The organism is Bacillus sp. NS1, assembly GCF_058248265.1.
In genome coordinates, this window is the sequence record NZ_JBZAZF010000003.1 from 724,756 (window position 1) to 750,777 (window position 26,022).

Here is a 26,022-nt window from a genome sequence, read left to right on the forward strand (position 1 = left end):
GAAGACTGCTGATTTCACAGCAGTTTTTTTTCGTTAAAAACATGGAAAAACATAACGTTTATTCTATGCATAGATCATATGAAGGTGTATACTATTCTCTGAAAGGGAGCATGTGAGAAACAGAAGATTCTAGGAGGTTAACTCAAATGGCAGCCGATCGAAACACCGGTCATACAGAAGAGGACAAACTTGATGTATTAAAATCAACCCAAACCGTAATACATAAGGCTCTGGAAAAATTGGGATATCCAGAAGAAGTATACGAACTGTTAAAAGAGCCAATGAGATTATTAACGGTAAAAATACCTGTTCGTATGGACGACGGTTCAGTAAAGATTTTTACAGGTTACCGTGCGCAGCATAATGACTCTGTCGGTCCGACGAAAGGCGGGATACGTTTTCACCCGAACGTAACAGAAAAAGAGGTGAAGGCGCTTTCTATTTGGATGAGTTTAAAATGCGGCATAATTGATCTTCCATATGGCGGTGGTAAAGGCGGAATTGTTTGTGATCCAAGGGATATGTCGTTTAGAGAGCTGGAGCGTCTGAGCAGAGGGTATGTCAGAGCAATCAGCCAAATTGTCGGCCCGACAAAAGACGTGCCGGCGCCGGATGTATTTACAAACTCACAAATCATGGCTTGGATGATGGATGAGTATTCAAGAATTGATGAATTTAATTCGCCTGGATTTATTACAGGCAAGCCGCTTGTGCTTGGCGGATCTCATGGGAGAGAATCTGCGACAGCAAAAGGTGTAACCATCTGTATTAAAGAAGCGGCTAAGAAAAAAGGCATAGATATTAAAGGTGCCCGTGTCGTTGTCCAAGGCTTCGGAAACGCGGGAAGCTATTTGGCGAAATTTATGCATGATGCAGGAGCAAAGGTTGTCGGTATCTCAGATGCGTATGGCGGACTTTATGATCCTGAGGGCCTCGATATCGATTACTTACTCGACCGCCGCGACAGCTTCGGTACCGTAACAAAGCTTTTCAACGATACCATTACGAACCAAGAGCTGCTGGAGCTGGATTGTGATATCCTCGTTCCTGCTGCGATCGAAAATCAAATAACAGAAGAAAATGCCCATAATATCCAGGCTAAAATTGTCGTTGAAGCGGCAAATGGGCCAACAACGCTTGAAGGAACAAAAATTCTTTCGGACCGGGACATTTTGCTTGTACCAGACGTGCTTGCAAGTGCCGGGGGCGTAACAGTTTCTTACTTTGAATGGGTTCAGAATAACCAAGGCTTCTACTGGAGTGAAGAAGAGGTAGAAGAAAAATTAGAAAAAATGATGATCAAATCATTTAACAATATTTATGAAATGGCTAAAAACCGAAGAATTGACATGAGACTCGCTGCTTATATGGTCGGCGTTCGCAAAATGGCTGAAGCTTCGCGTTTTAGAGGCTGGATATAAGTTGATGATTTGCATAAAAATAAAAAATCTCCTATGATAAAATAGGAGATTTTTTTATTCGGAAATAGAAAAATATGAAGTGAATTGCCAATCGCAGGAGTTGACGGAAATGATTCATGAAAAAGCAATAATTATAGGCGGAGGACCTTGCGGACTATCTGCTGCCATTCACCTAAAACAAATTGGCATTGATGCCCTCGTCATCGAAAAAGGAAATGTCGTTAACAGTATTTACAATTATCCGACGCATCAAACCTTTTTCAGCTCAAGTGAAAAGCTTGAAATCGGAGACGTGGCATTTATTACGGAAAACAGAAAGCCTGTCAGAATTCAGGCGTTGTCGTATTACCGGGAAGTCGTCAAAAGGAAAAACATCCGTGTAAATGCGTTTGAGATGGTGCATAAAGTAACGAAAGCGGAAAACAATACATTCGTTATAGAGACGTCAAAAGGAACCTACACGACGCCATATTGTATTATTGCAACAGGCTACTATGATCATCCAAACTATATGAATGTACCCGGTGAGGATTTGCCGAAAGTATTTCATTATTTTAAAGAAGGCCATCCATACTTTGATAAAGATGTTGTCGTCATCGGCGGGAAAAATTCAAGTGTAGACGCTGCCCTTGAACTCGTAAAATCTGGAGCGCGTGTCACAGTTTTATACAGGGGCAAGGAGTATTCGCCAAGCATTAAGCCATGGATTCTGCCTGAATTTGAATCACTCGTCAGAAACGGTACAATCCGTATGGAATTTGGCGCTAGTGTCGAAAAAATCACTGAGGATGAAGTTGTATTCCGCTCCGGCGAAAAGGAACTCATCACCATTAAAAATGATTTTGTATTTGCGATGACAGGCTATCATCCCGACCATCAATTTCTTGAAAAAATGGGTGTTGAAATTGATGAAGAAACAGGACGCCCGTTTTTCAATGAAGAAACGATGGAAACGAACGTTAAAGGTATTTTTATTGCAGGGGTCATTGCTGCAGGGAACAATGCAAATGAAATATTTATTGAAAACGGCAGATTTCACGGAGGACATATCGCAGCGGAAATCGCAAAAAGAGAAAATCATTAAAGAAGGGGAGCATATGATGAATCGTATGCTCTTTTTGTTTTTTTAAGTTCAGACAGATGTAAAATCATAAACATCATGGTAGGATAGACTTAGGAATATAAAGGAAAGAGGTTGCCTGATGTTTGCAATCATCTCTGCAGGAATTGCTCCCGGCATCGCGCTGTTAAGTTATTTTTATTTAAAAGATCAGTATGATAACGAACCTGTACATATGGTGCTTCGGTCGTTTTTTCTAGGGGTTGTTCTTGTATTTCCCACAATGTTTATCCAGTACGTGCTTGAAAAAGAGAATGTGGGAGGCGGAAGCTTTTTCGTTTCTTTTTTAACTTCAGGGTTTTTGGAAGAATCATTAAAATGGTTTATTCTGATGGTCAGTGTTTACCCTCACGCCCACTTTGATGAGCATTATGACGGGATTGTATACGGGGCAAGTGTATCGCTCGGTTTTGCTACCCTCGAAAATATTCTTTATTTAATTGGCCACGGTGTGGAGCATGCGTTCGTAAGGGCGCTCCTGCCTGTTTCGTGCCATGCCTTAATAGGCGTTATTATGGGATTTTACCTTGGGAAAGCCCGTTTTTCCACTGATAAGGCGCGTGTGAAGTGGCTTATTCTTTCTTTAGCTCTCCCGTCACTTTTGCATGGATCGTATGATTTTATCCTGACAGCACTCAGCAATTGGATTTATTATATGTTTCCATTTATGTTATTTTTATGGTGGTTTGGTTTGCGAAAAGCGAAAAAAGCCCGTTCCGTTAATATGATGCAAGTATAGAAGCCGCACAGTAATCGTGCGGCTTTTTTGTGTGTCGATTTATCAAAAGAGATTTTATGTTCTGAGGGATAACAAGGAAAGGGTGTATAAAAATAACCTCTTTACAGAAAATACGATTACACTTAAAAATTTGCTGTAGGAGGCTTGAAAAGATGAAGTCCAAAGGATCGATTATGGCATGTCTCATCCTTTTTTCCTTTACAATAACGACGTTTATCAATACTGAAACCATCTCTGCCTTTTCGAATCAGGTCATTCAAAGAGGGGCAACAGGGGATGACGTGGTCGAACTCCAGGCGCGCCTTCAGTACAACGGATACTACAACGGAAAAATTGACGGGGTTTATGGATGGGGAACGTACTGGGCAGTTCGAAACTTTCAGGATCAATTCGGGTTAAAAGAGGTTGACGGCCTTGTCGGGGCTAAAACAAAGCAAACCTTAATATCTAAATCTAAATACTATCGTGAATATGTCATGGAACAGCTTAATAAAGGGAATACCTTTACGCATTACGGAAAAATTCCGCTGAAATACCAGACGAAACCATCAAAAGCTGCAACACAAAAGGCAAGACAACAAGCAGAAGCAAGGCAGAAACAGCCTGCGGAAAAAACAACGCAGCAACCTAAAGCGGATAAACAACAGCAAAACAATACACCTGCAAAAGCAAGAAAACAGGATGCGGTCGCAGCTAACATGCCTGGCGGATTTTCCAACAATGATATCAGGCTCCTTTCTCAGGCAGTTTATGGTGAAGCCCGGGGCGAGCCGTACGAGGGACAGGTTGCCATTGCAGCAGTCATTTTGAACCGATTGAACAGTCCGTTATTTCCGAATTCTGTAGCGGGGGTTATTTTTGAGCCGCTAGCCTTCACAGCAGTAGCCGACGGGCAAATTTACATGCAGCCGAATGAAACGGCCAGAGAAGCAGTGCTGGATGCCATCAATGGATGGGACCCATCAGAGGAAGCGCTGTATTACTTTAACCCTGATACGGCTACAAGTGCTTGGATTTGGGGACGTCCGCAGATTAAAAGAATCGGTAAACACATTTTCTGTGAGTAGCAGGACATGAGAAAGCATAAAAAGAGGTGTGATAAATGATCAGAGGAATTTTAATCGCCGTGCTTGGTATTGCAATAGTCGGTACAGGCTACTGGGGATACAAAGAGCACCAGGAAAAAGACGCAGTTCTTCTTCATGCTGAAAATAACTATCAGCGGGCGTTTCATGAACTTACCTATCAGATGGATCAGCTTCATGATAAAATCGGAACAACACTTGCCATGAACAGCAAAAAATCACTGTCACCTGCATTGATAGATGTGTGGAGGATTACATCTGAAGCTCATAACAGTGTCAGCCAGCTGCCGCTTACATTAATGCCATTTAACAAAACAGAAGAGCTATTATCAAAGATCGGGGATTTCAGTTATAAAACGTCAGTCAGGGATTTGGATCAAAAACCGCTTGATAAAAACGAGTATACGTCACTAAATAAGTTATATCAGCAGTCCGAAGATATACAAAATGAACTGCGTCACGTTCAGCACCTTGTCATGAGCAAAAACCTTCGCTGGATGGACGTAGAGATGGCGCTGGCTTCTGATGAAAAACAAAGTGATAATACGATTATCAACAGTTTTAAAACTGTTGAAAAAAATGTTGGTGCATTCTCCACGGGAACAGATCTTGGCCCGAGTTTCACCAGCACCAAAAAAGAAGAGAAAGGTTTCGACCATCTGAAGGGAAAACAAATTTCCAAACAGGAAGCAAAACAAATTGCTGAGCGCTTTGCCCCGGATGACAATTATTCCATTAAAGTGGTAAAGAGCGGAAAAAAAACAAATCGCGACGTTTATAGCATCAGCATGAAAGATCCAGACCATAAAGCAGCGATTTATATGGATATTACGAAAAAGGGAGGGCATCCGGTATATTTGATCCAAAACAGAGAAGTGAAAGATCAGAAAATCAGTTTGAATGACGGATCGAACCGTGCACTCGCCTTTTTAAAGAAAAATGGATATGAGACAGATGATTTGGAAATTGATGAAAGTGCCCAATATGATAAAATCGGCGTATTTTCATATGTTCCTGTTGAAAATAAAGTCCGGATGTATCCGGAAGCGATTCGTATGAAAGTGGCCTTGGATGACGGTGAGGTTGTAGGCTTTTCAGCAAGAGATTTCCTAACAGCCCATAGAAAAAGAGATATACCTAAGCCGGCTATTACTGAAGCAGAAGCAAAATCTAAATTAAATAAAAATGTACAAGTGAGAGAGACAAGGCTCGCTTTGATTACAAATGAACTTGGCCAAGAAGTGTTATGCTATGAACTGCTCGGAACAATTGAAAATGACACATTCAGAATGTATATAAATGCCAAGGACGGATCGGAAGAAAAGGTTGAAAAACTAAAAAATGCAGAACCTATATATAAAGACCTATAAAAAACAGGAGGAAAGGACTAAATGTCTTTTCCTTTTTTTCATTACGTGCTTTAATAAAAAAGCGAGTATATTGAATACGAAAGAGTGAAGTCAATGATAGAGATTGGAGAAAATGTACTTTTAGAATATATAGAAGGAAATGAATTGAAAAAAGCAAAGAGCAAGGCAGTCAGCATGGAAAACAATGAGCTTTTGATTGCGTATCCGGTTGATATAGTGACAGGGCGAACTGTGATTTTACATAACGATATGGAAGTAATGGTAGAGTTTGTAGGCAAAGACGAAGTTCCTTATCGTTTTACAAGCCATATAAAAGGTAAAGTGAAGGACAAACTACAAATGATCTGTCTTGAAGTGCCACCCCGTGATAAAATGAAACGAATCCAGCGCCGCCAGTATGTAAGATCTGATGCGGTATTGGATGTGCACATACAGCCGGCAAATAAAGAAGAGTTCCGCACTCTTTCCTATAACATCAGCGCAGGCGGCATCGCCGTGATTTTAGCTGATGGCATTTCTTTTCAATCCGGGGAATCATTGCGACTTATCATCAGTCTGTCTGAAGAGGAGAACACGCGTCAAATAGAAACAGAAACCGTTGTCAGACGAATCTTTGATGACCCGAAATCAGGGAAACGTAAAATGACCCTTGAGTATACAGGAATCGCAGCAAGTGACCAGCAGTTCCTGCTTCAATATTGCATCCGGCGACAGTTAAATAAGAGAAGAAAGGCAAGGGTGGAATAAACATCGGCAAAGACTTCCATACTATTTGTGATGGAGGTGCTCCGATGAAAATATTTGAACGGATGCTGATTAAATTATTGTTCATTCAGGCCATCATTTTACTTGGTGTACAGATTCTTTTTCACTATGAGCATATTGAACCTTATGTATCAAAAGTGATTCAATATGAAGGGGTGGATAAAATGGAGGAGAACAATAGGATTGAAACCTTCAAACCTTAATTATTCATCAATTTTTCACCCTTTTTCATAAAGTTCGTGATACAATCCATAGAGGAGAAAAGAGCAAGGAGAGGAATTATGGAAAAGAAATTATCGATTGCAATTGACGGCCCGGCAGCTGCGGGGAAAAGCACCGTTGCCAAAATTGTGGCTGAGAAAAAATCGTACATATATATTGATACAGGAGCAATGTATCGGGCGATAACGTACACGGCTTTACAAGAAAACGTTGACCTGACAAATGAAGAAAAACTGGCTGAACTGCTAAAGCGGACGGACATTGAACTGGTTACAACAAAAGAAGGACAAAAAGTGCTTGTTAACGGCACCGATGTAACTGAGGCGATCAGAACAGACGAAGTCAGCAACCAAGTTTCAATAGCAGCTAAGCATAGAAGCGTCAGGGAAGAAATGGTGAAGCGCCAGCAGCAGCTTGGGGAAAAAGGCGGCGTCGTTATGGATGGACGTGATATCGGGACTCACGTGCTGCCAAATGCAGAAGTGAAAATTTTTCTTTTGGCATCTGTTGAAGAGAGAGCGAAACGCCGTTATGAAGAAAATGTGAAAAAAGGCTACGATGTCAACTATGAAACATTGATTGAGGAAATTGCAAGAAGAGACAAGCTTGATTCAGAGCGCGAAGTATCTCCTCTGCGCAAAGCAGAAGACGCTTTGGAAATCGACACGACATCACTTTCCATTCAAGAGGTAGCTGATAAAATCCTTGAGGCAGTGGAGCAAAAGTCCCGCTGATAATGGCGAATGCACTTTTTTTGAATTTTTCAACGAAGAAAGAATGTTATTGCTTGACAAACCTGTCCTTTTATTAGAAGTTAATACTAATAAAACTTTTTATTGATCATTCAAAAAACTTTCAAAAACTTTTTTGGATGATTCTTTAATACATATTCGGCTAAAAAGCGGGCATGTTTATATGTTCAGCTTTCAAACCGTTTTAATTAAGCTGTGTAGGTTTGGACCAAGGAGGTTATTCAAATGACAGAGGAAATGAATCAAATTGATGTTCAAGTGCCAGAGGTTGGAGATGTAGTTAAAGGGATTGTGACAAAGGTAGAGGACAAACATGTGGATGTTGAAATTATCAATGTCAAACAGTCTGGCATTATTCCAATCAGTGAATTATCAAGTCTTCATGTAGAGAAAGCATCGGATGTTGTTAAAGTAGACGACGAGCTTGACCTGAAAGTAACAAAAGTGGAAGACGATGCTTTGATTTTATCTAAACGTGCTGTTGATGCAGACCGCGCTTGGGAAGACCTTGAGAAAAAGTTTGAAACAAAAGAAGTGTTTGAAGCTGAAGTGAAAGATGTCGTGAAAGGCGGCCTTGTCGTTGATATCGGCGTTCGCGGTTTTATTCCAGCATCACTTGTGGAAGCGCATTTCGTTGAAGATTTCACTGACTATAAAGGAAAAACACTGTCTCTGCTCGTTGTAGAGCTTGACCGTGACAAAAACCGTGTCATCCTTTCACACCGTGCTGTTGTTGAAAGTGAACAAGCAAATAAAAAACAAGAACTTCTTCAGTCTCTTGAAGTTGGAAGTGTACTTGATGGCAAAGTGCAGCGCCTGACTGATTTTGGCGCATTTGTTGATATCGGCGGTATCGACGGACTTGTACACATTTCACAGCTCTCACACTCCCATGTAGAGAAGCCGTCTGATGTTGTTGAAGAGGGACAAGAAGTAAAAGTAAAAGTATTATCGGTAGACCGTGATAATGAACGTATTTCTTTGTCTATCAAAGATACACTTCCTGGACCGTGGAGCCAAATCGGCGAGAAAGTGAAGCCTGGCGATGTGCTTGAAGGAACTGTGCAGCGACTTGTCAGCTTCGGTGCCTTTGTTGAAATCCTTCCAGGTGTTGAAGGTCTCGTTCATATTTCTCAAATTTCCAATAAACACATCGGCACGCCGCATGAAGTTCTTGAAGAAGGACAGACTGTAAAAGTGAAGGTTCTTGATGTGAATGAAAATGAGGAGCGCATTTCATTAAGCATGCGTGAACTTGAAGAAGCACCTAAAGCCGATCAAGAGGATTACCGTCAATATCAGGCGAAGGAAGAAACAAGCACTGGCTTCCAGCTTGGAGACCTGATCGGAGATAAGCTGAATAAACTAAAATAATTGGTGATAAACGTGACTCGAGCAGAACGGAAAAGACAACACATCAATCATGCCCTGTCCACCGGCCAAAAGCGTGAAACAGGTCTTGATGATATTACGTTTGTTCATGTCAGTCTGCCCGATCTTGCATTAGAACAAGTAGATATTTCCACAAAAATCGGCGAACTTTCAAGCAGTTCGCCGATTTTTATCAATGCAATGACTGGCGGCGGCGGACAACTTACATATGAAATTAATAAATCTCTTGCACGAGCGGCTCGTCAAGCTGGAATACCTCTTGCTGTCGGATCACAGATGTCAGCATTAAAAGATCCCTCAGAGCGTGTTTCGTATGAAATCGTTCGAAAGGAAAACCCAAACGGACTGATTTTTGCCAATCTGGGAAGCGAGGCGACAGCTGATCAGGCAAAGGAAGCAGTTGATATGATTAAAGCAGATGCGCTGCAGATTCACTTGAATGTGATTCAGGAAATTGTGATGCCTGAAGGGGACAGAAGCTTTAGCGGCGCACTGGACCGCATTGAGCAAATTTGCAGCCAGGTCAGTGTGCCAGTCATTGTGAAAGAAGTCGGCTTTGGCATGAGCAAAGAATCAGCAGGGAAGCTGTATGAAGCTGGTGCTGCAGCTGTTGATATTGGCGGCTACGGGGGGACGAATTTTTCGAAAATCGAAAATCTCCGAAGACAGCGGCAAATCTCCTTTTTTAACTCGTGGGGTATTTCGACAGCTGCAAGTTTGGCGGAAATTCGCTCTGCGTTTCCCGCAAATACAATGATTGCCTCCGGCGGCCTGCAGGATGCGCTTGATGTGGCAAAGGCAATTGCGCTAGGGGCCTCTTGCACCGGAATGGCAGGACACTTTTTAAAAGCGCTGACAAATAGCGGTGAGGAAGGACTGCTTGAGGAGATTCAGCTGATCCTTGAGGAGTTAAAGATGATTATGACCGTGCTGGGCGCCAGAACGATTGCTGATTTGCAAAAGGCGCCTCTTGTGATTAAAGGTGAAACCCATCACTGGCTCACAGAGAGAGGGATCGATACGTCCAGCTATAGTGTGAGATAAATGATAAAAGCCCAAAACCTAATGAGTTTTGGGCTTTTTGTATTAAGATTTCCGCTTTTTAAATCTTCCGTTTTGTTCAAGGCTTGTCGCTCCGTCATAGTGAATGGACTGGTCGCGGTCTGATTCGACTCTGCCCGAAGCTTTGAGTTTTTTCTCCTGTCTGTCTTTTCCCATGATCATACTCCTTAATGTTGAGATGGATTGTTTAAAAAATGCGCCTGAACTCCATACTGGGAGTAGGAGGAAGCAAAATGGAACAATTTTATTACTATTGGTCAATGTGGTTTCTGTGGGTCCTGACAACCTTTATTTTTGCGAAGACGAAAAGACGATTTGCCGTCTCTGTCTTTATTTTAACTAATATTATTTTAAGCATACATGACATCACTTTATATTTTTCCCTGAATGCTGCTTATATGATGTTTTTCGTCTGCGGGTGTATCTATGCCGGGTATTTGGGAATGTATCGTTTTCGTTATCTCATGGTCTATTTGACGCTTGTTGCCGGATATGCGTTTGTTTATCTTTTTGCATTATATGATCCGGTTTGGTTCATCATAAAACCTGAGTGGGCTTCCGTTATTTTAATAGTGCTTTTGGCAGCTTCAGTTGAAAGGGATTTCGAGAAGCAGCTTGCCTTATTTGTCCTAGGGATGTGCCAAGGTGAACTAGTGTATTCATTTGTGATTCAAAAGTTCGCCGGGGCCTTGGCTGTCGGCGGCTTTCAATGGCTGAATGCGTGTTCTGCGGGCATGATATTGCTGTTTGGCATATCCAAATATGAACAGCTCGCAAGTCAGATTGGTCAAAAAAGCAAAAGATCAAACAAAGGAGCTACCAAAATGTCATGAGTGATTACATCTATCCGATTATTGCCGGGGTCATTGCCGGAGTCGCGACAAGGCTTTATATGCTCAAAACGGATTACCGCCAGTATCCGACCTATGTTCATGGGAAAGTGATTCACATCGCACTAGGGCTGATAGCTGCTGGGTTAGGGGCAATTATTATGCCGGCGCTTTTGCAGGAGGAATTTACGGCCATCACATTTTTAACGTTAGCAGCGACGCAATTTAGAGATGTCCGAAACATGGAGCGGAACACGCTGACGCAAATGGATTCGTATGAACTTGTCTCAAGGGGAAGCACATATATTGAGGGAATTGCCATTGCGTTTGAAAGCAGAAATTATATCGTGATCTTTACAGCGCTTTTAACAACCTCTGCGTATGTGTTTTTATCCATTTGGGCTGCAGTCATAGCGGCTATTGTTTGTTTTTTGCTGGCAATGAAATTTATGTCGGGCAGTGTGTTGAAGGATATTGTAGACATCGAGTACATAAAGCCTCACTTTGACGGTCCGGGACTGTTTGTTGATAATATTTATATGATGAATATCGGGCTTCCGGAGAAACAAGAGCTGATTTTAAAGCATGGTATGGGGTTTATTTTAACGCCAAAAAACTTTAATTCAGCAGCGACGATCGCCAATTTAGGGCAGCGTCAGGCGATTTTATTTGATGTGTCCAATGTGCTCGGGGTTTATCGGGATTCAGGCGAGCCGTCTTTGACACCCATCGCAAAACGTGATTTAAATGATGGGAGAGTGGCAGTCTTTGTACTGCCGCAAATTAACCACCCCGAAACGGCTGTTCAGATCATCAGCAATGTTCCAACATTGGAAAACGCGATCAGAATGCCGACAGAATTTATCAAGAAACAGGATAAGGTGATAGGATGAGCGAATCTCTCACAAAAGTGATTTTGTCTGTGATCACGACGAACCGAAACCGGGCTGCGGGGGGAGCGCCTGTCTTTTTTTGCAATGACCAAAAGGAGATGGAGCTTTTCGCTAAAAATCTTGAGGCGATCCTTGATGGAATAGCGCATAGAATTGGAGATGACGTGTATTTGATCGTGAAACATTTCTAAGAATAGTTGTGATCCCAGTAAAAACTGATATAATAAATGAGTTAAGCCCTTCCTCTGAAGGGTTTCTTTTCATAAAAGTGAATGAAATGATTTTAATAACCGGTTGAAAATTTATGTAAAAATGAAAGCGGCTGGATCGAAAGGAAGGGTACTATGGGTAAACCTGTCGTAGCCATTGTCGGGAGACCAAATGTAGGAAAATCCACAATCTTTAACCGGATTGCGGGAGAAAGAATTTCAATAGTAGAAGATACCCCTGGAGTGACAAGGGATCGGATATACAGCTCGGCTGAATGGCTGAATTATGATTTTAATTTGATTGATACTGGCGGTATTGATATCGGTGATGAGCCGTTCTTAGCGCAAATTCGCCAGCAGGCTGAAATCGCCATGGATGAAGCGGACGTCATTATTTTTATGGTGAATGGCCGTGAAGGCGTAACAGCTGCTGATGAAGAAGTAGCAAAAATTTTGTACCGCACGAAAAAGCCTGTTGTTTTGGCAGTTAATAAACTGGATAACACAGAAATGAGAGCGAATGTTTATGATTTTTATTCGCTTGGCTTTGGCGAGCCGTATCCAATTTCGGGAACACACGGACTCGGACTGGGTGATTTACTGGATGCCGTTGCAGAGCATTTTAAAAACATTCCCGAAACGAAATATGATGAAGAAGTAGTTCAGTTTTGCCTGATCGGACGCCCGAATGTCGGAAAGTCCTCACTTGTGAACGCGATGCTCGGCGAGGAACGCGTCATTGTGAGCAATGTGGCGGGAACGACAAGAGATGCTGTTGATACGGCATTTACGTACAACCAGCAGGAGTTTGTCATTGTCGATACTGCCGGTATGCGAAAAAAAGGGAAAGTCTATGAAACGACTGAAAAGTACAGTGTGCTGCGGGCTCTGAAAGCAATTGACCGCTCCGAAGTCGTCGCGGTTGTGCTGGATGGCGAAGAAGGCATTATTGAACAGGACAAGCGTATCGCCGGTTATGCACACGAAGCGGGCAAGGCCGTCGTGATCGTCGTAAACAAATGGGATGCTGTTGACAAAGATGAAAGCACGATGAAAGAATTTGAAGAAAATATCCGTGATCATTTTCAATTTCTTGATTATGCGCCAATCCTATTCATGTCAGCCTTAACGACAAAGCGGATTCATACGCTCATGCCTGCGATTATCAAAGCAAGCGAAAACCACTCGCTTCGAGTTCAAACGAATGTCTTGAATGATGTCATTATGGATGCTGTGGCAATGAACCCGACGCCGACTCATAACGGTTCCCGCTTGAAGATTTATTACGCAACTCAAGTGTCGGTGAAGCCGCCGAGTTTCGTTGTGTTTGTAAACGATCCGGAATTGATGCATTTTTCGTACGAACGCTTTTTGGAAAACCGAATCAGAGATGCGTTCGGTTTTGAGGGGACACCAATCAAAATATTTGCAAGAGCTAGAAAATAAAAAGGTGTGAAGCAAATATGAAAAGAGTCACTATGCTCGGAGCGGGAAGCTGGGGGACGGCATTGGCTTTAGTGTTAGCCGATAATCATCACGATGTAACCATGTGGGGGCACCGTGCAGATCTGATTCATCAAATCAATGATCAGCATGAAAATAAGGATTATTTGCCGAACGTCAAGCTTCCAGAATCATTAGAGGCAACAACGGATATAGGGAAAGCTGTTTCGGACGCAGATTTCATAATCGTTGCGGTTCCGACAAAAGCGATTCGGGAAGTGTTGAGACAGGCTGTGCCTTTTATAACGAAAAAGGCAGTCTTTGTTCATGTCAGCAAGGGCATAGAGCCGGATTCACTCCTGCGCATTTCTGAGATTATGGAAATTGAGCTCCCTAGCGATGTCAGAAAAGATATTGTTGTCCTTTCCGGACCAAGCCATGCGGAAGAAGTGGGACTGCGGCATCCGACGACAGTTACTGCATCTTCAAAGAGCATGCGGGCAGCAGAAGAGGTGCAGGATTTATTTATTAATCACAATTTCCGGGTTTACACAAACCCTGACGTTATCGGAGTTGAAATCGGGGGGGCTTTAAAAAATATTATTGCCCTCGCCGCAGGAATCACAGACGGTTTAGGGTATGGTGACAATGCCAAAGCTGCTTTGATTACTCGCGGACTTGCCGAAATCGCGAGACTTGGAACGAAAATGGGCGGGAATCCCCTGACGTTTTCTGGATTGACAGGAGTAGGCGATCTGATTGTGACGTGCACAAGTGTTCATTCCAGAAACTGGCGTGCCGGCAATTTGCTCGGAAAAGGGTACAAGCTTGAAGACGTTCTTGAAGAGATGGGAATGGTAGTCGAAGGCGTCCGCACGACAAAAGCGGCTTACCAGCTTTCGAAGAAATATGATGTGAAAATGCCGATTACAGAAGCACTCCATCAAGTACTATTTAACGGACAAAAAGTGGAAACTGCTGTTGAATCTTTAATGGCAAGAGGGAAAACCCACGAGATGGAGGATCTTGTCAATACGTTTGAAAATCAAGTGAAGTAAAAGTGTCAATCGTATAGGAGATCGCATATCTTAATTGAACGAAAGCCCGAAAAACAGAAGGACACCCAGGTCTTGGGATCTCCTGAAACATTTTGCCGATTTAGGCAATAGAGGATGCATCTGTATGCCAAGTCGCATACTATAGCATCGAAGTCCAAGAGAGTGTTTCTTAAACGTGCAGGTGAATATAGTCAAGTTGACTGAAGCGAAGGTCCCCCTCTTTGCTTCAGTTTTTTTGTTCTATCAAAGGATGGAAAATCTGGTTGATCTTTTCCCGGGCTGTATATTAAAATTAAAATATAACGCTTACATCATACATATTAGGGAGGCGCAGGTCATTGAGTCTGGCATTGATGAAAATGTGGTTTGCACTAGGGTCCATGGGTCTGATGTTTCTGGCTGTAGCTTCCATCTATTTAAGCCGTTTTAAGTGCCAAAACCGTTTTCTGAAGATTGCGGTTTCGTCATTCGCTTTCATGTGTATGCTCATATCTGGAATTATTGTGTTTGTCGTGGTATTCAGCGGCCCTGTCAATGAATAAAGCTGTAAAAGGAAGTGCTGTATGGGTAAACTGAAGTGCGCTATGATTTTTGCGGCAGTCGTGTTTTTATCAGGCTGTTTATATCCAAATGAGCGGAAAAGCAGTGTACATGCCATTCCTTATCAGGACCAGCTAAAGCAGGTCCAGTCTGCTGTTGATGAATTTCAAAAGGCAAATGGAGGGCTGCTTCCCATTCAAACAAAAGATATGTCGACACCGCTATATCAAAAGTATCCGATAGACTTTAACCGTTTAGCGCCGAGATATATGGCCGAACCTCCAAGCACGGCATATGAAAGCGGGGGAGACTATCAATACGTGCTTGTTGACGTAGAGAACGATCCAACTGTTAAATTGATTGATCTAAAGATGGCTGAAAAAATCCGCGACGTAAAAATGCGTGTCCAAATGTACCGCCAGGAGCATCAATATCCGCCTTACAAGGATGTGCTATCACGTGATTTATTTACACTTGATGAGAAGAAGCTGGGAGATGGAAGCTCTCTTACAGTGACAAGCCCAATCTCAGGGAATTCTCTGCCGCTTATGATTGACGGAGACGGAGAAATATATGCCGATTACCGGACTGAGCTGGCTTCTTGCCTCAAAAAAAGCAAAAAAACGTTTAAACCCGGGTCTGAAATCCAGGATATGATTTGGCAAGAAACCCCCTTTGTCCCCGCGTTTTCTGTGAAATATACGGTAAATGACAAACAGGAACCTGTTTTTTTAGAAAATGATATGAAATAGGAATGAACCTTTTTCCCGTGCATACAAATAGGGAGAAAGGTTTTTTTATACTTTAATAGATTGAGGATGGGAAATTTTCTAAAGTTGTCATATTGAAATAGGACAACGTCATACACATATAGTGTCCTGTGTTTGATTGAAAGAGCTTAATAAAATTGATAAGGATAGGAAGTCCGGGAGGGGATCACTTGGAAAAGGTCGATATTTTCAAGGATATCGCTGAACGAACAGGAGGCGATATATACTTAGGAGTCGTAGGTGCTGTCCGTACAGGAAAATCCACGTTCATTAAAAAATTTATGGAGCTTGTGGTGCTCCCGAATATCAGTAACGAAGCAGACCGGGCCCGTGCGCAGGATGAACTTCCGCAGAGCGCAGCCGGCAAGACGATTATGACTACCGAGCCTAAATTTGTTCCGAATCAGGCGATGTCTGTTCACGTGTCAGACGGACTCGATGTCAATATAAGATTAGTAGATTGTGTAGGTTACACAGTGCCCGGCGCAAAAGGATATGAAGATGAAAACGGGCCGCGGATGATCAACACGCCATGGTACGAAGAACCGATCCCATTTCATGAGGCTGCTGAAATCGGCACACGAAAAGTCATTCAAGAACACTCGACCATCGGAGTTGTCATTACGACTGACGGCACCATTGGAGATATCGCCAGAAGTGACTATATAGAGGCTGAAGAAAGAGTTATTGAAGAGCTGAAAGAGGTTGGCAAACCCTTTATTATGGTCATCAATTCAGTCAGGCCGTATCACCCGGAAACAGAAGCCATGCGTCAGAATTTAAGCGAAAAATATGATATCCCGGTATTGGCAATGAGCGTTGAAAGCATGCGGGAATCAGATGTGCTGAATGTGCTCAGAGAGGCCCTCTACGAGTTTCCGGTGCTTGAAGTGAATGTCAATCTCCCAAGCTGGGTAATGGTGCTGAAAGAAAACCATTGGCTGCGTGAAAGCTATCAGGAATCCGTAAAGGAAACTGTTAAGGATATTAAGCGTCTCCGGGATGTAGACAGGGTTGTCGGCCAATTCAGCGAGTTTGAGTTCATTGAAAGTGCGGGATTAGCCGGAATCGAGCTGGGCCAAGGGGTAGCTGAAATTGATTTGTATGCGCCGGACCAATTATATGATCAAATCCTGAAAGAAGTGGTTGGTGTTGAAATCAGAGGAAGAGACCATCTCCTTGAGCTCATGCAAGACTTTTCTCATGCGAAAACAGAATATGATCAAGTGTCCGATGCCTTAAAAATGGTCAAACAGACGGGATACGGCATTGCAGCGCCTGCTTTAGCTGATATGAGTCTCGATGAGCCGGAAATTATACGGCAGGGCTCACGATTCGGTGTGAGGCTGAAGGCTGTCGCTCCGTCGATCCATATGATTAAAGTAGACGTCGAAAGCGAATTCGCGCCGATTATCGGAACGGAAAAACAAAGCGAAGAGCTTGTACGCTATTTAATGCAGGACTTTGAGGATGATCCGCTCTCCATCTGGAACTCCGATATCTTCGGAAGATCACTGAGCTCAATTGTGAGAGAAGGGATTCAGGCAAAGCTGTCATTAATGCCTGAAAACGCACGGTACAAATTAAAAGAAACGTTAGAAAGAATTATAAACGAAGGTTCAGGCGGCTTAATCGCCATCATCCTGTAATACCGGAAGGCCTCTTTATTGAATGGGAGGTCTTTTTTCTTTTCTCTTAATAATGGAAAAGGATCAAGGAATAGGATGAAAAAAGGAAAAAAAGGAATATTTGTTCGATAAATCACGTTAAATCCTTGACGAGCAAGGGATTGACGCTTTAAAATGCTTGATATGGCTTTTTATATGTGTTACTCTACATACAGAAATTCTTCACTTTGTTGGACAAACATTCCTCAGAGTGCAGTTTTTCTTAAAAAGCCGTTTAATTGTCTTTCTCTTGCCTGCTCTGATTTTTTTCTGAGACAGGTTTAGAATCAGACTGAACTGTGAAGAAATGATAATAAACGAACTGAATGTATTCCTTTTGGGAGGAGGTGAAAGGCATGAACAAAACAGAACTTATCAATGCGGTTGCTGAAGCAAGCGAATTGTCTAAAAAAGACGCTACAAAAGCAGTTGACTCTGTTTTTGATACGATCTTAGATGCACTTAAAAACGGTGATAAAATCCAACTGATCGGTTTTGGTAACTTCGAGGTGCGCGAACGTTCTGCACGTAAAGGACGCAACCCTCAAACAGGTGAAGAAATCGAAATTCCAGCAAGCAAAGTACCTGCTTTCAAACCAGGTAAAGCGCTTAAAGATGCAGTTGCCGGAAAATAATTGTGAATATAGATCGTGTATGCATCTAGCTTACATACACTTTATTTCTTCACAGAAAAGCCCCTTTCTAAGGGGCTTTTCATATTTCCAAGAGCATGAGCTTCCTGACAGGGCATTCACTTTGCTTTTAGCGGGGCATGTGTGCTAGAATCGAAATTAAATGTATTCATTGGTGGAGGACATAGAACATGAAAGAAGTTAATAAAGAGCAAATCGAACAAGCTGTTCGTCAAATTTTAGAAGCGATCGGAGAAGACCCGAATAGAGAAGGGCTTCTTGATACTCCGAAAAGAGTCGCAAAGATGTACGCCGAAGTATTCTCCGGCTTAAATGAAGATCCAAAAGAACATTTCCAGACTATCTTCGGTGAAAACCATGAGGAGCTTGTTCTTGTAAAAGATATCGCGTTTCATTCTATGTGTGAGCATCACCTTGTTCCCTTTTATGGAAAAGCACACGTTGCATATATACCGCGAGGCGGAAAGGTCACAGGGCTCAGCAAACTGGCACGTGCCGTTGAAGCCGTTGCAAAGCGTCCGCAGCTTCAGGAACGCATCACGTCTACAATTGCGGAAAGCATCGTAGAAACGCTTGATCCGTACGGCGTAATGGTAGTGGTTGAAGCAGAACACATGTGCATGACGATGCGCGGTGTAAGAAAACCGGGTGCAAAAACTGTCACTTCAGCAGTCAGAGGCGTTTTCAAAGATGATGCTGCTGCCCGCGCTGAAGTATTGGAACATATTAAACGCCAGGACTAATAAAGATAGAGGGTGCTATAAATGAACCAAAAGCATTCAAGTGACTTTGTCGTCATTAAAGCGGTTGAGGACGGAGTGAATGTGATCGGCCTGACAAGAGGAACAGACACAAAGTTTCACCATTCCGAAAAACTCGACAAGGGAGAGGTAATCATCGCTCAGTTCACAGAGCATACTTCTGCCATTAAAGTCAGAGGAGAGGCACTCATCCAAACCGCATACGGAGAAATGAAAAGCGAAAAAAAATAAGCTGGCTGTCCCCGCTGTTAAAAGCAAATGTTCGCAAACAGCGGGAGGATACAGCCAATTTCTTTTTTTTATGCTATAATGATACCTGCGTAAGTGAATGAAAAAATAAAACTCATACATAGATTAAGAAATAAATGTGAATTTGGGGACAAGGGTGATATTTTTGCAAGACATCTACGGAACTTTAGCCAATCTGAACACGAAATTAAAACAAAAGCTGTCTCATCCTTATTTAGCGAAGCATATTTCTGCGCCAAAAATTGATGAGGATAAGCTTCTTCTTTTTCATGCTTTATTTGAAGAAGCTGACATAAAAAACAATGACAGAGAAAATTATATTGTAACAGCGATGCTTGTACAAAGCGCCCTTGATACCCATGATGAAGTGACGACAGCCAGAGTCATAAAACGAGACGAAAACAAAAACCGCCAATTGACTGTACTCGCAGGCGATTATTTCAGCGGGCTGTACTACTCTTTACTATCTGAAATGAAGGATATCTATATGATTCGGACGCTTGCTACAGCCATCAAAGAAATCAATGAACATAAAATTCGTCTATATGACCGTTCTTTCAAGGACGAACATGATTTTTTCGAAAGTGTCGGCATCGTTGAATCAGCTTTATTCCATCGGGTGGCGGAACACTTTAACCTCCCGCGCTGGAAAAAGCTGTCGAGTGATTTTTTTGTATTTAAGCGGCTGATGAACGGAAATGATACATTTCTGGATGTGATCGGCAGTTTTATACAGCTGGGAAAAACAAAAGAAGAGATATTAGAAGATTGTTTTAAAAAAGCGAAAAACAGCATTGAGTCACTTTTGCCTCTAAATTCACCTATTCAGCACATTTTATTAAACCGTCTGAAGACAATCAGCCAAGATCAAACCTATCATCAGAAAGTGGAAGAAGGGTAAACCATTATGCAAGAATCAAAAGAACAGCGCGTTCATGGAGTATTTGAAAAAATATCTAAAAACTACGACCAAATGAACTCTGTCATCAGTTTTCAGCAGCATAAAAAATGGCGCGAAAAAACGATGCGCATCATGGATGTAAAAGAAGGCGCCAAAGCCCTTGATGTCTGTTGCGGAACGGCTGACTGGACGATCGCTCTTGCAAAAGCAGCCGGAAAAAGCGGGGAGATCAAGGGCTTGGATTTCAGTGAAAATATGCTGAGTGTCGGACAGCAGAAAGTAAAAAACGGCGGATTCAGTCAAATTGAACTGCTGCACGGAAATGCGATGGAGCTTCCTTTTGAAGATGATACATTTGATTATGTCACGATTGGTTTCGGACTTCGCAATGTCCCTGATTACTTGACCGTATTGAAAGAGATGAGACGTGTGGTAAAGCCGGGCGGCCAAGTAGTATGCCTGGAAACGTCCCAGCCGGAAATGTTTGGGTTCAGACAGGCTTACTTTATGTACTTTAAGTATATTATGCCGTTTTTCGGGAAACTGTTTGCGAAGAGCTATAAAGAATATTCTTGGCTTCAAGAATCAGCCAGAGAATTCCCTGGAATGAAGGAATTGGCAGGCCTGTTTGAAGAGGCGGGCCTGAAAAATGTCAAATATCATTCGTTTACTGGCGGAGTCGCTGCCACGCATATCGGATGGAAATGAAAACACAGATGTTTGGGTGAATGATATGAAATTTAAAATGGCCTACTCTTTTTTAAATGACGATATTGATGTAATCGAAAAAGAACTTGAACAAACCGTACGTTCCGATTACCCGCTTTTAAGCGAGGCGGGTCTTCACCTGCTGCAGGCCGGAGGGAAACGTATTCGGCCCGTTTTCGTGCTGCTTTCCGGCATGTTTGGCGATTACGATATTAATAAGATTAAATATGTTGCCGTTACTCTGGAAATGATTCACATGGCATCTTTAGTTCATGATGATGTCATTGATGATGCGGAGCTTCGCAGAGGAAAGCCGACAATCAAAGCAAAATGGGATAATCGCATTGCGATGTACACAGGCGATTATATGCTTGCGGGATCTCTTGAAATGATGACGAGAATTAATGAACCGAAAGCCCATAGGATTTTGTCACAAACAATCGTTGAAGTTTGTCTGGGGGAAATCGAACAGATCAAAGACAAATACAACATGGAACAAAATCTCCGAACGTATCTCCGCCGCATCAAAAGAAAAACGGCTCTCCTGATCGCGGTCAGCTGCCAGCTCGGTGCCATTGCGTCCGGAGCTGATGAAAAGATTCATAAGGCGCTGTACTGGTTTGGGTATTACGTCGGCATGTCTTATCAAATCATCGATGATATCCTTGACTTTACTTCAACAGAAGAAGAGCTGGGCAAACCCGTTGGAGGAGATTTGCTTCAAGGGAATGTCACATTGCCAGTGCTGTATGCTCTGAAAAATCCAGCATTAAAGAATCAGCTTAAATTGATTAACAGCGAGACAACACAGGAACAACTTGAACCAATCATTGAGGAAATCAAAAAAACAGATGCGATTGAAGCTTCTATGGCAGTAAGCGAAATGTATTTGCAGAAAGCTTTCCAGAAATTAAACACGCTTCCGAGAGGGCGTGCACGTTCGTCTCTTGCGGCTATCGCAAAATATATCGGTAAAAGAAAATTTTAATTTTTGTAGATATTATTAAATTTCTCCGCCCCGGATTGATTAATTATCAGAAAGATGTTACGATTTCGGTGTGCAGTGTGAAAGCCTATACATACATAATGATGGGGTGGAGAATGTGATGGAAAAGACTTTTATCATGGTGAAACCAGACGGTGTCCAACGTCAGCTCATTGGGGATATTTTATCCAGATTCGAACGTAAGGGCTTACAATTAGCTGGTGCCAAGTTAATGAGAGTGACTGAACCAATGGCTGAGAAACATTACGCCGAACATCAAGGGAAGCCTTTCTTCGGAGAACTCGTTGAGTTTATTACTTCAGGACCTGTATTCGCAATGGTTTGGGAAGGCGAGAATGTCATAGAGGTAACGAGACAGCTGATCGGAAAGACCAATCCTAAAGAAGCTTTGCCTGGTACGATTCGGGGAGATTATGGCATGTTTGTCGGAAAAAACATCATCCACGGCTCTGATTCTCTCGAAAGTGCAGAACGCGAGATTAACATTTTCTTTAAGAATGAAGAATTAGTATCATATCAACAGCTCATGGCAGGCTGGATCTATTAATCTTTGTGAAAATAAGTAACAGAGCCGGCATCAAGTAACGCCGCCGGTTTTTGATTTATTTTGTAAAGGTTTACATTAAAGTGAATAAAGGGTTTAATGGCAGGATGCATCAGACTTCTGTCTTTCCCGACGATCTAAAATCAGCTGCAAAGCTGATTTTTTTATTGAAACAATACAATTTACTGATAAAACAAGCTATACTAGGACAAAAAGACAGCGAGACTGGGAGAGTAGAGATGGATACATACAGCGTATTTACAACGAAATGGAAACAATTAACCGGAGTCGATTTGACATTATATAAAGAAGCGCAAATGAAAAGAAGACTGACGTCGCTTTATGAGAAAAAGGGGTTTCAAAGCTTTAAGGACTTTGCGGAGGCATTGGAAAAAGATCAAGTCCTCTTAAATGAAACATTGGACAGAATGACGATCAATGTTTCAGAATTTTATCGTAATTATAAAAGATGGGAAGTTCTGGAGACTGCTATTCTGCCGTTAATCAAGAACTCTAAGCCATTAAAGATATGGAGTGCCGCCTGCTCAACGGGTGAGGAGCCTTACACGCTTGCCATGCTTTTGGATCAGCAAAAAGGTCTTCCTGGCTTTCAGATCTTGGCGACTGATATTGATGAAAAAGCATTGGAGAAAGCGAAAAAAGGCGTCTATCAGGAGAGGTCTTTACAGGAAGTGCCTTCATCTGTGAAGGATCGTTATTTTAATCAAAACGAAAATAGAAATTATGAAGTAAAACCCGAAATCAAAAAGAATATTACTTTCAAAAAGCACAATCTGCTGGCTGATCGTTATGAACAAGACTTTGACTTAATCGTGTGCCGCAATGTATTGATTTATTTTACAGAAAGCGCGAAGGAAGAGCTTTATTTAAAAATGGCACGAAGCTTGAAAAAGAATGGAGTTCTTTTTGTCGGCAGCACCGAGCAAATTTTCAATCCGGAGAAATTTGGTCTGGCTCCAGCCGATACATTCTTTTATCAAAAAAGATAGACTGACTTTTTGCTGAAAAATATGTTATAGTAGTTTTACTTAAAAGCGTTAATGCGATGAAGGGAGAAGAAGTCATGAGATATTTAACAGCCGGAGAATCACACGGCCCCCAACTGACAACCATTATTGAAGGTGTGCCTGCCGGGCTTTACATAACGGAGGAAGATATCAATTTTGAGCTTGCCAGACGCCAAAAAGGCCACGGCCGCGGGCGCCGCATGCAGATTGAAAAAGACCAGGCCAAAATTATGAGCGGGGTGCGCCATGCACGTACACTCGGTTCACCAATTGCTCTCGTAGTTGAAAATAACGATTGGAAGCATTGGACTAAAATCATGGGCGCCGCTCCGATTACAGAAGATGAAGAAAAGGAAATGAAGCGCCAAATTTCCAGACCAAGACCTGGGCACGCTGACTTAAACGGTGCGATTAAATATAATCACCGTGATATGAGAAATGTGCTTGAGCGCTCTTCAGCAAGGGAAACAACTGTCAGAGTGGCGGCAGGAGCTGTCGCTAAAAAGCTTCTTTCTGAGCTTGGCATTAAGGTGGCAGGTCACGTATTGCAAATTGGCGCAGTTAAAGCTGAAAAAACAGAATATACGTCAATTGAAGACCTGCAGCGTGTAACGGAGGAGTCTCCAGTAAGATGCTACGATGAAGAAGCAGGCAAAAAAATGATGGCTGCCATCGATGAAGCGAAGGCAAACGGCGATTCCATCGGCGGAATTGTAGAAGTCGTTGTCGAGGGAATGCCGGTAGGCGTGGGCAGCTACGTCCATTATGACCGCAAGCTGGACAGCAAGCTTGCTGCTGCTGTGCTGTCAATTAACGCATTTAAAGGTGTGGAATTCGGCATCGGCTTTGAAGCAGCCGGAAGAAATGGAAGCGAAGTCCATGACGAGATCATTTGGGACGAGGAAAAGGGATATACCCGCGCTACAAACAGACTCGGAGGACTGGAAGGCGGCATGACGACAGGAATGCCGATTGTTGTTCGCGGAGTCATGAAGCCGATTCCGACTTTGTATAAACCGCTGAAAAGTGTGGATATTGAAACGAAAGAACCGTTTTCTGCCAGCATTGAACGTTCAGACAGCTGTGCCGTGCCTGCGGCAAGTGTAGTAGCTGAAGCGGCTGTCGCATGGGAAATTGCGAACGCAGTCGTTGAACAATTCGGCTTAGATCAAATCGACCGCATTAGAGAAAATGTGGAGAATATGAGAAAACTGTCGAGGGAATTTTAATGAAAACACTGGATGTTCAAACCGCTTCCTCGTCGTATCCTGTTTTTATTGGACAAGGCATCAGAAAAGAGGCTTGCGAACTATTAAACTCTCTAAACAGGCCTTTAACGCGGATTATGCTTGTCACGGATGAAGAGGTAGACCGCCTGTATGGTGATGAAATGCTTCATTTGCTGCAAGAAAAATGGCCTGTGAAAAAAGTGACGGTGCCGAGCGGAGAGCAGGCGAAGTCCATGGACATGTACACAAAACTGCAGAGTGAAGCGATTCGTTTTCATATGGATCGCTCCTCATGCATCATCGCGTTCGGTGGCGGTGTTGTAGGAGATCTTGCCGGTTTTGTGGCTGCCACTTTTATGCGTGGCATTGATTTCATCCAAATGCCTACAACGCTTTTGGCGCATGACAGCGCAGTCGGAGGAAAAGTAGCTGTGAACCATCCGCTCGGAAAAAATTTAATTGGTGCGTTTTATCAGCCGAAGGCCGTGCTCTACGATACAGACTTCCTGCGTTCTCTGCCCGAAAAAGAGCTTCGGTCCGGAATGGCAGAAGTGATTAAACACGCTTTTATCTATGACAGAGCGTTTCTGGAAGAGCTGCTGAATACCCGCTCACTGCGCGATATCACCAGTGATCAGCTGAATGACATGATTTTTAAAGGCATTGCAATTAAAGCGTCTGTCGTTCAGCAGGATGAAAAAGAAGAGGGGATCAGAGCTTACTTAAACTTCGGACATACGCTCGGTCATGCCGTTGAGGCGGAATATGGATACGGACAGATCACCCACGGTGATGCCGTGGCCCTCGGGATGCAGTTTGCTTTATATATAAGCGAAAAGACAGCGGGCTGTGAAATGGACAGGAAACGTTTGGTCAGCTGGCTAAAAAGCCTCGGCTATCCAAGTCGAATTAAAAAAGAGACGGAAACATCGGTTCTATTGGACCGTATGATGAATGATAAGAAAACCCGCGGCGGAAAGATTCAGTTTATCGTGCTTAAAGAATTAGGAAAAGTTGCTGATCACACATTTTCCAGAAATGAACTTGAGAGCTGGCTGAACAAATGGCGATTGGAGGAGACATCATGATGATTCGCGGAATTCGCGGAGCAACTACAGTTGAACGGGATACTGAAGAAGAAATTTTACAAAAAACAAAACAGCTGTTAGAGAAAATCATAGAAGAAAACAAAACAAAACCTGAAGATGTTGTTCAAATGCTTCTCTCGGCGACACCTGATTTGCACTCCGTTTTCCCGGCAAAAGCCGTTCGTGAGCTTTCAGGGTGGCAGTATGTGCCGGTAACCTGTATGCAGGAAATGGATGTAACCGGCGGCCTGAAAAAGTGCATCAGAGTGATGATGACCGTCCAAACTGATGTTCCTCAGGATCAGATCAGACATGTATACCTAGAAAAAGCCGTAGTATTAAGACCCGATTTATCATTGACAAAAAATACTGAATTGTAATACGATAAGAACAGCTTAGAAATACACAAGAGTGTGTATAAAGCGATTGAATGAGTTGAGTTAGAGAATAGGGTAGCAGAGAATGAGTGTAGTTGAGCTGAGACATGTATGTTTATTCTACCCAAAAGAAGCCTTTC

The 26,022-nt window shown here is 42.7% G+C and carries 30 protein-coding genes; 29 read left to right on the forward strand and 1 reads right to left on the reverse strand.

Annotated features, from left to right (window positions below; all coding sequences use genetic code 11):
- The first annotated feature begins 146 nt into the window (after window positions 1-146).
- The 10 genes from gudB (at window position 147) to fni (ending at window position 9,910) form a co-directional block, all read left to right on the forward strand.
- On the forward strand, window positions 147-1,421 hold the full coding sequence (gudB, locus tag AC4CV5_RS14265) for an NAD-specific glutamate dehydrogenase (RefSeq protein ID WP_166851271.1): 1,275 nt from the start codon (window positions 147-149) through the stop codon (window positions 1,419-1,421).
- Window positions 1,422-1,530: 109 nt separating this feature from the next.
- On the forward strand, window positions 1,531-2,505 hold the full coding sequence (locus AC4CV5_RS14270) for a YpdA family putative bacillithiol disulfide reductase (RefSeq protein WP_490923062.1): 975 nt from the start codon (window positions 1,531-1,533) through the stop codon (window positions 2,503-2,505).
- Between the two features lie 118 nt (window positions 2,506-2,623).
- The gene (prsW, locus tag AC4CV5_RS14275; protein ID WP_222143083.1) at window positions 2,624-3,280 is read left to right on the forward strand and encodes a glutamic-type intramembrane protease PrsW; all 657 of its coding nucleotides are present in this window, start codon (window positions 2,624-2,626) and stop codon (window positions 3,278-3,280) included.
- A 152-nt stretch (window positions 3,281-3,432) separates the two neighbouring features.
- Entirely contained in the window at window positions 3,433-4,347 is a 915-nt protein-coding gene (gene sleB / locus AC4CV5_RS14280; RefSeq protein WP_166851280.1) for a spore cortex-lytic enzyme, read from the forward strand.
- A gap of 35 nt (window positions 4,348-4,382) precedes the next feature.
- Window positions 4,383-5,735, forward strand: a complete 1,353-nt coding sequence (gene ypeB, locus AC4CV5_RS14285) for a germination protein YpeB (RefSeq protein WP_373923197.1) — start codon at window positions 4,383-4,385, stop codon at window positions 5,733-5,735.
- Window positions 5,736-5,828: 93 nt separating this feature from the next.
- The gene (gene dgrA / locus AC4CV5_RS14290; RefSeq protein ID WP_166851287.1) at window positions 5,829-6,482 is read left to right on the forward strand and encodes a cyclic di-GMP receptor DgrA; all 654 of its coding nucleotides are present in this window, start codon (window positions 5,829-5,831) and stop codon (window positions 6,480-6,482) included.
- A gap of 44 nt (window positions 6,483-6,526) precedes the next feature.
- Complete coding sequence (locus AC4CV5_RS14295) at window positions 6,527-6,703, forward strand: YpfB family protein (RefSeq protein WP_166851290.1); 177 nt, start codon at window positions 6,527-6,529, stop codon at window positions 6,701-6,703.
- A 78-nt stretch (window positions 6,704-6,781) separates the two neighbouring features.
- Entirely contained in the window at window positions 6,782-7,456 is a 675-nt protein-coding gene (gene cmk, locus AC4CV5_RS14300; protein WP_166851292.1) for a (d)CMP kinase, read from the forward strand.
- A gap of 243 nt (window positions 7,457-7,699) precedes the next feature.
- A complete protein-coding gene (rpsA, locus tag AC4CV5_RS14305) occupies window positions 7,700-8,848 on the forward strand; it encodes a 30S ribosomal protein S1 (protein WP_003225495.1) in 1,149 nt (382 codons plus the stop codon).
- A gap of 12 nt (window positions 8,849-8,860) precedes the next feature.
- A complete protein-coding gene (gene fni, locus AC4CV5_RS14310; RefSeq protein ID WP_166851295.1) occupies window positions 8,861-9,910 on the forward strand; it encodes a type 2 isopentenyl-diphosphate Delta-isomerase in 1,050 nt (349 codons plus the stop codon).
- A 42-nt stretch (window positions 9,911-9,952) separates the two neighbouring features.
- Here the strand turns inward: fni and AC4CV5_RS14315 are convergent, their stop codons facing one another.
- Window positions 9,953-10,084 carry a YpzI family protein gene (locus AC4CV5_RS14315; protein WP_003225499.1) on the reverse strand — a complete coding sequence of 44 codons (132 nt, stop codon included), beginning with the start codon at window positions 10,082-10,084 and terminating at the stop codon, window positions 9,953-9,955.
- A 77-nt stretch (window positions 10,085-10,161) separates the two neighbouring features.
- Here AC4CV5_RS14315 and AC4CV5_RS14320 point away from each other — a divergent pair, with 77 nt between their 5' ends.
- From AC4CV5_RS14320 to aroH, 19 genes are all read left to right on the forward strand, one after another.
- Window positions 10,162-10,761, forward strand: coding sequence for a YphA family membrane protein (locus AC4CV5_RS14320; RefSeq protein WP_166851298.1), 600 nt, complete (start codon window positions 10,162-10,164; stop codon window positions 10,759-10,761).
- Complete coding sequence (locus AC4CV5_RS14325; RefSeq protein ID WP_166851301.1) at window positions 10,758-11,651, forward strand: YIEGIA family protein; 894 nt, start codon at window positions 10,758-10,760, stop codon at window positions 11,649-11,651. The genes AC4CV5_RS14320 and AC4CV5_RS14325 overlap by 4 nt, the downstream gene beginning before the upstream one ends.
- On the forward strand, window positions 11,648-11,842 hold the full coding sequence (locus AC4CV5_RS14330) for a capping complex subunit for YIEGIA (RefSeq protein WP_004398137.1): 195 nt from the start codon (window positions 11,648-11,650) through the stop codon (window positions 11,840-11,842). The genes AC4CV5_RS14325 and AC4CV5_RS14330 overlap by 4 nt, the downstream gene beginning before the upstream one ends.
- Window positions 11,843-11,995: 153 nt before the next feature.
- The gene (gene der / locus AC4CV5_RS14335) at window positions 11,996-13,306 is read left to right on the forward strand and encodes a ribosome biogenesis GTPase Der (RefSeq protein ID WP_166851303.1); all 1,311 of its coding nucleotides are present in this window, start codon (window positions 11,996-11,998) and stop codon (window positions 13,304-13,306) included.
- 17 nt (window positions 13,307-13,323) lie between these two features.
- On the forward strand, window positions 13,324-14,361 hold the full coding sequence (locus AC4CV5_RS14340) for an NAD(P)H-dependent glycerol-3-phosphate dehydrogenase (RefSeq protein ID WP_373923202.1): 1,038 nt from the start codon (window positions 13,324-13,326) through the stop codon (window positions 14,359-14,361).
- Window positions 14,362-14,699: 338 nt separating this feature from the next.
- Window positions 14,700-14,903, forward strand: a complete 204-nt coding sequence (locus tag AC4CV5_RS14345) for a DUF2768 domain-containing protein (protein WP_003225508.1) — start codon at window positions 14,700-14,702, stop codon at window positions 14,901-14,903.
- 21 nt (window positions 14,904-14,924) lie between these two features.
- Complete coding sequence (locus AC4CV5_RS14350; protein ID WP_248601961.1) at window positions 14,925-15,653, forward strand: YphF family lipoprotein; 729 nt, start codon at window positions 14,925-14,927, stop codon at window positions 15,651-15,653.
- Window positions 15,654-15,841: 188 nt separating this feature from the next.
- Window positions 15,842-17,320 (forward strand): stage IV sporulation protein A, encoded by a 1,479-nt coding sequence (gene spoIVA / locus AC4CV5_RS14355; protein WP_166851312.1) that lies wholly within the window; start codon window positions 15,842-15,844, stop codon window positions 17,318-17,320.
- A 374-nt stretch (window positions 17,321-17,694) separates the two neighbouring features.
- Entirely contained in the window at window positions 17,695-17,973 is a 279-nt protein-coding gene (hbs, locus tag AC4CV5_RS14360; protein WP_003153447.1) for a non-specific DNA-binding protein Hbs, read from the forward strand.
- 188 nt (window positions 17,974-18,161) lie between these two features.
- A complete protein-coding gene (folE, locus tag AC4CV5_RS14365; RefSeq protein WP_019714786.1) occupies window positions 18,162-18,734 on the forward strand; it encodes a GTP cyclohydrolase I FolE in 573 nt (190 codons plus the stop codon).
- A gap of 21 nt (window positions 18,735-18,755) precedes the next feature.
- Window positions 18,756-18,983, forward strand: coding sequence for a trp RNA-binding attenuation protein MtrB (gene mtrB / locus AC4CV5_RS14370; RefSeq protein WP_003230576.1), 228 nt, complete (start codon window positions 18,756-18,758; stop codon window positions 18,981-18,983).
- A 163-nt stretch (window positions 18,984-19,146) separates the two neighbouring features.
- Window positions 19,147-19,902: a heptaprenyl diphosphate synthase component 1 gene (hepS, locus tag AC4CV5_RS14375; protein WP_064812849.1), complete on the forward strand. Its 756-nt coding sequence runs from the start codon at window positions 19,147-19,149 to the stop codon at window positions 19,900-19,902.
- A gap of 6 nt (window positions 19,903-19,908) precedes the next feature.
- Complete coding sequence (gene menG, locus AC4CV5_RS14380; RefSeq protein WP_166851315.1) at window positions 19,909-20,610, forward strand: demethylmenaquinone methyltransferase; 702 nt, start codon at window positions 19,909-19,911, stop codon at window positions 20,608-20,610.
- 25 nt (window positions 20,611-20,635) lie between these two features.
- On the forward strand, window positions 20,636-21,598 hold the full coding sequence (gene hepT, locus AC4CV5_RS14385) for a heptaprenyl diphosphate synthase component II (RefSeq protein WP_490923196.1): 963 nt from the start codon (window positions 20,636-20,638) through the stop codon (window positions 21,596-21,598).
- A gap of 115 nt (window positions 21,599-21,713) precedes the next feature.
- Window positions 21,714-22,163: a nucleoside-diphosphate kinase gene (ndk, locus tag AC4CV5_RS14390; protein WP_079287909.1), complete on the forward strand. Its 450-nt coding sequence runs from the start codon at window positions 21,714-21,716 to the stop codon at window positions 22,161-22,163.
- Window positions 22,164-22,399: 236 nt separating this feature from the next.
- On the forward strand, window positions 22,400-23,170 hold the full coding sequence (gene cheR / locus AC4CV5_RS14395) for a protein-glutamate O-methyltransferase CheR (protein WP_490923070.1): 771 nt from the start codon (window positions 22,400-22,402) through the stop codon (window positions 23,168-23,170).
- Window positions 23,171-23,244: 74 nt separating this feature from the next.
- A complete protein-coding gene (aroC, locus tag AC4CV5_RS14400) occupies window positions 23,245-24,417 on the forward strand; it encodes a chorismate synthase (protein ID WP_166851337.1) in 1,173 nt (390 codons plus the stop codon).
- The gene (gene aroB / locus AC4CV5_RS14405; RefSeq protein WP_166851340.1) at window positions 24,417-25,505 is read left to right on the forward strand and encodes a 3-dehydroquinate synthase; all 1,089 of its coding nucleotides are present in this window, start codon (window positions 24,417-24,419) and stop codon (window positions 25,503-25,505) included. The genes aroC and aroB overlap by 1 nt, the downstream gene beginning before the upstream one ends.
- Window positions 25,502-25,885, forward strand: a complete 384-nt coding sequence (gene aroH, locus AC4CV5_RS14410; RefSeq protein WP_019258756.1) for a chorismate mutase — start codon at window positions 25,502-25,504, stop codon at window positions 25,883-25,885. Before aroB ends, aroH begins: the two co-directional genes overlap by 4 nt.
- Window positions 25,886-26,022 lie beyond the last annotated feature (137 nt).